Annotated in this window: 7 protein-coding genes; all 7 read right to left on the reverse strand. The window is 45.6% G+C overall.

The features are described 5' to 3' along the window. Positions 1-287 precede the first annotated feature (287 nt). A complete protein-coding gene (locus AB1797_13090) occupies positions 288-1,439 on the reverse strand; it encodes a radical SAM protein (protein ID MEW5768521.1) in 1,152 nt (383 codons plus the stop codon). Positions 1,440-1,446: 7 nt separating this feature from the next. Then, positions 1,447-2,358 (reverse strand): SDR family oxidoreductase, encoded by a 912-nt coding sequence (locus AB1797_13095; GenBank protein ID MEW5768522.1) that lies wholly within the window; start codon positions 2,356-2,358, stop codon positions 1,447-1,449. Between the two features lie 524 nt (positions 2,359-2,882). Continuing rightward, entirely contained in the window at positions 2,883-3,275 is a 393-nt protein-coding gene (locus tag AB1797_13100) for a type II toxin-antitoxin system VapC family toxin (protein MEW5768523.1), read from the reverse strand. After that, a complete protein-coding gene (locus AB1797_13105) occupies positions 3,275-3,559 on the reverse strand; it encodes a hypothetical protein (protein MEW5768524.1) in 285 nt (94 codons plus the stop codon). Before AB1797_13105 ends, AB1797_13100 begins: the two co-directional genes overlap by 1 nt. After that, a complete protein-coding gene (locus AB1797_13110; GenBank protein MEW5768525.1) occupies positions 3,556-4,032 on the reverse strand; it encodes a toll/interleukin-1 receptor domain-containing protein in 477 nt (158 codons plus the stop codon). Before AB1797_13110 ends, AB1797_13105 begins: the two co-directional genes overlap by 4 nt. Before the next feature lie 351 nt (positions 4,033-4,383). After that, complete coding sequence (locus AB1797_13115; GenBank protein MEW5768526.1) at positions 4,384-4,659, reverse strand: DUF5647 family protein; 276 nt, start codon at positions 4,657-4,659, stop codon at positions 4,384-4,386. Further along, positions 4,656-4,929: hypothetical protein (locus tag AB1797_13120; protein MEW5768527.1), on the reverse strand; the 274-nt coding region annotated here is incomplete at its 5' end. The genes AB1797_13120 and AB1797_13115, both read right to left, overlap by 4 nt.

Raw genomic sequence — 4,929 nt, forward strand, 5'->3', positions numbered from 1 at the left:
AATCAAGTTAAAAAAGTAAGCTCATTACAGATTATAGTGCTATGGGTTAAGTTTCATCTCCTTTTGTCCTGACAGCGTCGGCATAAGAGCTTCCCCTCCCTTGATGGGAGGGGTTAGGGGAGGGTGGCAGCTCTTTTTCTAAGGTTTTTAGCAAGAGTAATAATATTGCCCGCCCATTTCACCCTCACCCTATCCCTCTCCCATCAAGGGAGAGGGAATTTTGCTTTGTCTCCCAACTAACTGCTTAACTCAGTTTTGAGTAGTTACCTAAATAGTTACCTCGAAACTTAATTGATTTCAGCCTCTGTCAGGTAGCAAGCCGGGTCTTCGGCCAGATAGTCTCCGTAAACTACCTTGGCCCTGATGCGGCAGCCGCCGCAGATGTCAATATACCGGCAGCGACCACAACGTCCTTTGAGGTTCTTTTTCATCTTTCTGATAGACCGGAGCCGATCTTCCTGCCAGATACGGCTGAAAGGCCCTTCTTTTACATTCCCTAAAGGCATGTCCTGGAAGAATTGACAGGCGTAGACCTCTCCTGAAGGGGAAATATTGGCTATCTTTTCTCCGGCTGAACAGCCGCCGTGAAGCTGAAGGAGCCGGTAAATTTCCTCTTGGCGTTCCGGCTGTTCGCTTTTTACCATGTGATAGAGGTAGACCCCATCAGCATGGTTATCCACCGTCATTATTTCCAGTTTATGGCCGGCCGCAAAGAGTTCTTTTGTCTTCTGGAGGAGCCAATCTAATATCTCTCTTCTGGTCTTATTATCCAGATCGTCTTCTACCATTCCTTTGCCTCGACCAGAGTAGACCAGATGATACATACAAAAGCGAGGGATGCCTTCTTTCCTCACCAAATCGATAATGCCTGACAGCTCCTGGTAATTATGCCGGTTGAGGGTAAACCGAACGCCTGTTTTCAGCCCTGCCTCCATTGAGTTCCGGAGGCCTGTCAGGGCTTCTCTAAAGGCGCCACGTCGCGCCCTGAATCGATCATGTGTCTCCTTAAGGCCATCCAAGCTTACACCTACATATTGAAAGTTGGCTTCCTTTATTTGTCGGGCCACATCCCCGGTGATTAAAGTCCCATTAGTCGAAAGGACAGGACGAAGCCCTGCCTCGAAGGCTATTCGACCTAATTCAAATATGTCTTTCCGTAAAAGAGGCTCACCACCGGAAAAAAGCAAGACCGGTATCTTAAGTTCAGCCAGATTTTCAATCAACGCCCGGCCTTCTTCCGTGGTTAGTTCACTGTCCTTTGGTTCAGCCTCGGCTTCGAGGTAACAGTGAATGCACCTCAAATTACACCTGCTCGTAAGATTCCAGACCACCACGGGTCTGGCTGAAGTAGAGAAGGCCAGCATATCCGGTCTCTGTCCCTCTCGCATAGCCTCCGCTACCGTAGCCTGGCCACATAATAGTCTTGTGCAACCAATCATTGGCTAATCATCCTTTTCTGAGTTGTTCCGGATAACCTTCATCCTCTAATTCTTTTAGCCGCTTGATCCCCTCTTTGGCTCCCAGGAACCTTACCTTAAATGTCTTTTTCGCCCGGCTAATGTCAAAAGAACAATCCTTTGGCCGGGGGGCTTTAAAGCCAAAATCATCCATCGCCACAGGAGGAAGATTGGCCTCAGGGAATCCATATTCCTGAGTCAATATCCGGCCGAAGTCCAAGCGATTGATCCGCTCTGCCCCGCCTAAGTGATAAAGTCCGGTAATGCCTCGATGGCAGATCTCAAGTAAAGCCTGGGCCAGGTTGGTCACCAGAATAGGGGACCGGAATTGATCTACAAAGAGGGGCACTTGTTGGCCTTCCTTCAGCCCTCGGATAACCCATTCAGAGAAACTTCCCCCCCCGATACTGGGTCCGTAGATGACGGCTGTTCGGACAATACAGCAATTGGTGCTGTTAGCCGTAACTATTTTCTCTCCTTCTAACTTTGTCCAGGCATAGCAAGAGAGAGGATTAGTCGGATCATCTTCCCGATAAAGACCGGCGCGGCCGTCAAAGACGAGATCAGTCGAGAGGTAGATGAATTTGGTCTGGGTAATTTTAGCGGCCTGGACCAGATTCTCGGTGCCAGTGACATTTACCCTCCAGGCCAAACCTTGATCCTCTTCACACACGTCCGGTTTGGTTACGGCCGCGGTATGAATGATTACGTCCGGCTGTATCTCTTCTATCTTGGAGAGGACATCGGACCGCTGAGTAATATCCAGCGAAAAAGTAGTCGCCCCAGCAATTTTGACCGGACGCGAACAGTAGGCCGCATAAGTTTCTATGCCCTCTCTGGCCGACATAAAGGTCAGATTACCTCCCAGAAGCCCGCTTCCTCCTGTGATTAAAAGCCTCATCTACGACCTTCCTGTCAATTCCTCCAGACGTTCTTCCAGCGGCCCTGTTTGCTCCTCTTAGCAAACCTTGCCTAATATCTTTCCCCCCACTTTTTTATCTAAGATTTCCCAAAAGCCTTTCAAATCTTCAAAAACTCAAGAAAAATCGAGAAAATTTATCATTGGCCTTAATCCCAAGAATGAGGGCCACTCTCCCTATGATCCAGCCCTTAAGCTCACTGAGGATGGAACTCCATAGTTGGAGCCTTTCGCTCATCCGCACCCCGCGACCCATTGCTCTGCAATGGGTACCCCGAAAATGCGAACCCAAAGGGTTCGAGCGAAGCGTCATTTTGGTTATCGGCTCCAGCATAAAAGAAGTTTTTGCGAAGCAAAAATTTGCCTGCCTGTGCTGAAGGCAAACAGGGGTAAGTGCCGTATAAGACACGAACTCACAACCTAATTCTAAGGAATAGGATGGATCCAGCCCTTTTGGAAAAAGGGCTGTGACTTTTATGCTGTGTTATACGCATGGGCCGTGCCTATCACCATACAATCTCCAATCCTATCTCTCTCAGAGTCTTATCCCCAGTTATTAAAGGGAAATTCAAATGCATTGAGGTAGCAGCAATTAATCTATCCCAAGGATCAGCGACTCTTTCTCTTGTAATTCTTTTACTTCTTTCAATGATCGGCAGACACAGTGGCTCAATTCTATAATTTTTCGATGAAGACACCATTGCAAGAAAACTGTCAAAGTCAACAACAATTCTTTTCTTTTCAATGAGATAGAGTAACTCAAAAAAGACAATACAAGGAATGAAAATATAATCCTGAAAATTATCCACTTTTTGAAAGATTCCTTTCGCCTGAGTGGAAAGTTTAGGATCATCCGTCATATACCAAACTAAAGAATGAGTGTCAGTAACAAATGGCATTACCATTTCTTCCCGACTTTTTTTAGCAGATCCTCTCGTATCTCTTTAATATCTTCGTCTGTGATCTGTATACCTTTCCAAATACCACCCAACCGTATAGTAGTTAGATTTTTCTTGAATTCTTCTAACTCCTCCATAAATGGTTTAATATCAACGCCATAAATATAACCTTTCTTATCCCACCACAATTTAATTCTTCCCAATTCCTTGGTTGGTTTCCCCTTCAAGGGACGGAATTTTAGCACCAGTTCATCATTAAATGGAATATATGAAATTATCTTCATCTTTCGCCTCCAGAGACCAATAACAGGAAAGCAAGAAGTCCTCCTAAAACAAGTAAAGTCTTCTCTTGATCTTCCTTTTTCAGCTTTAATGAGCTCACATAGGTAGATAATTTGATTAAAGCCTGTTGATATTGATAGGGATCGTATTCAATATACTCCACCCCCTGTAATGCTGCCAAGTCCTTTTGGTCTATTCCTTTTTCTACAATAGGAATGACTGCTTTATTGCATCGTAAGGAATACCCTATTTCTTGTTGTGCCCAATTCGATCTTATCCCATTCCTCGTTAGTAGGGCAACCACACAATCAGACCTTCCGATTTGTTCAAATACTTTCTTGTCCACCCGTTCGCCCGGGGCGAGATACCACTCTGCAACAAACACTTCTACCCCAAACTTCGAGAGTAAATTCGCCAGTGATATAACTACTCCCTGATCCCGGGTGCTATGGCTTATGAAGACTTTATATGCCATTTTTACCTCCAATTTTTAGGCACGGCATTGCATATAACGGTTCCCGATGTAAAAGAAGTTTTGCGAAGCAAAATTTGGACGAAGTGAAACGAAGTCTTTTACACCATGTTAGCCGACGTCGGATTAAAACCTAAGCACCCCCTAATCATTATAGTTGGAGCCTTTCGCTCATCCGCACCCCGGGACCCATTGCTCTGCAATGGGTACCCCGAAAATGCGAACCCAAAGGGTTCGAGCGAAGCGTCATTTTGGTTATCGTTCTTGGCGGAAAAGAAGCCCAAAAGGTTTGGACTTCAGTCTTTTGTGCCATGTTATATGAAGTTCGGCAACATTCTCTTATTTGTTAACCCTTCAAACAGAGGCTATCTCTACTTTAGGTCTAACTAATCTGGACTTTCTTACAGGAGCAAGTTTTTTAACCTTCACAAACACCAGCGGCTGATCTTTTTCCCTCCTTGCCTTTGCTATTTTTAGATTTTTCTCTGCCAGTTCCTGATCATATTCGGGTAGAATCACCACTACCGCATCCTTAGGTATACGCTTTGCAACTTCAGGATGCTCTAAAATATACCTGCTAAACTCTGTGGTAAGCACTAAATTTTTCTCAAATAGTTCCTGCTTGTTTATTGTTTTATCTCCTTTTCATATCTTTTACGATACCACTCCCAGTTTGACTTAATATCAAACTGGGCAAAGCTTAATGCCTCATTATAGTCCCAGTAGGAAAGAGGCACTTTCTCTACTGAATCATCTGGATGCATTCTATCAAGGTGTGCAAACCCATGGGCAGTATCATATCGGCGCGGCGGCTGAGCCGTGCGAGCGGAGGCGAGCTTGCTCGCCGATGCGAGCATCGGCTCCAGCCGCTTGTTCGGCCGCCGCGAGCGTAGCGAGCGA

Source organism: bacterium (assembly GCA_040753085.1).
Classification (GTDB): Bacteria; UBA9089; JASEGY01; order JASEGY01; family JASEGY01; genus JASEGY01.

Coding starts and splice junctions, on each gene's coding strand:
- AB1797_13090 (MEW5768521.1), bottom strand. CDS start 1,439: ATGATTGGTTGCACAAGACTATTATGTGGCCAGGCTACGGTAGCGGAG.
- AB1797_13095 (MEW5768522.1), bottom strand. CDS start 2,358: ATGAGGCTTTTAATCACAGGAGGAAGCGGGCTTCTGGGAGGTAATCTG.
- AB1797_13100 (MEW5768523.1), bottom strand. CDS start 3,275: ATGCCATTTGTTACTGACACTCATTCTTTAGTTTGGTATATGACGGAT.
- AB1797_13105 (MEW5768524.1), bottom strand. CDS start 3,559: ATGAAGATAATTTCATATATTCCATTTAATGATGAACTGGTGCTAAAA.
- AB1797_13110 (MEW5768525.1), bottom strand. CDS start 4,032: ATGGCATATAAAGTCTTCATAAGCCATAGCACCCGGGATCAGGGAGTA.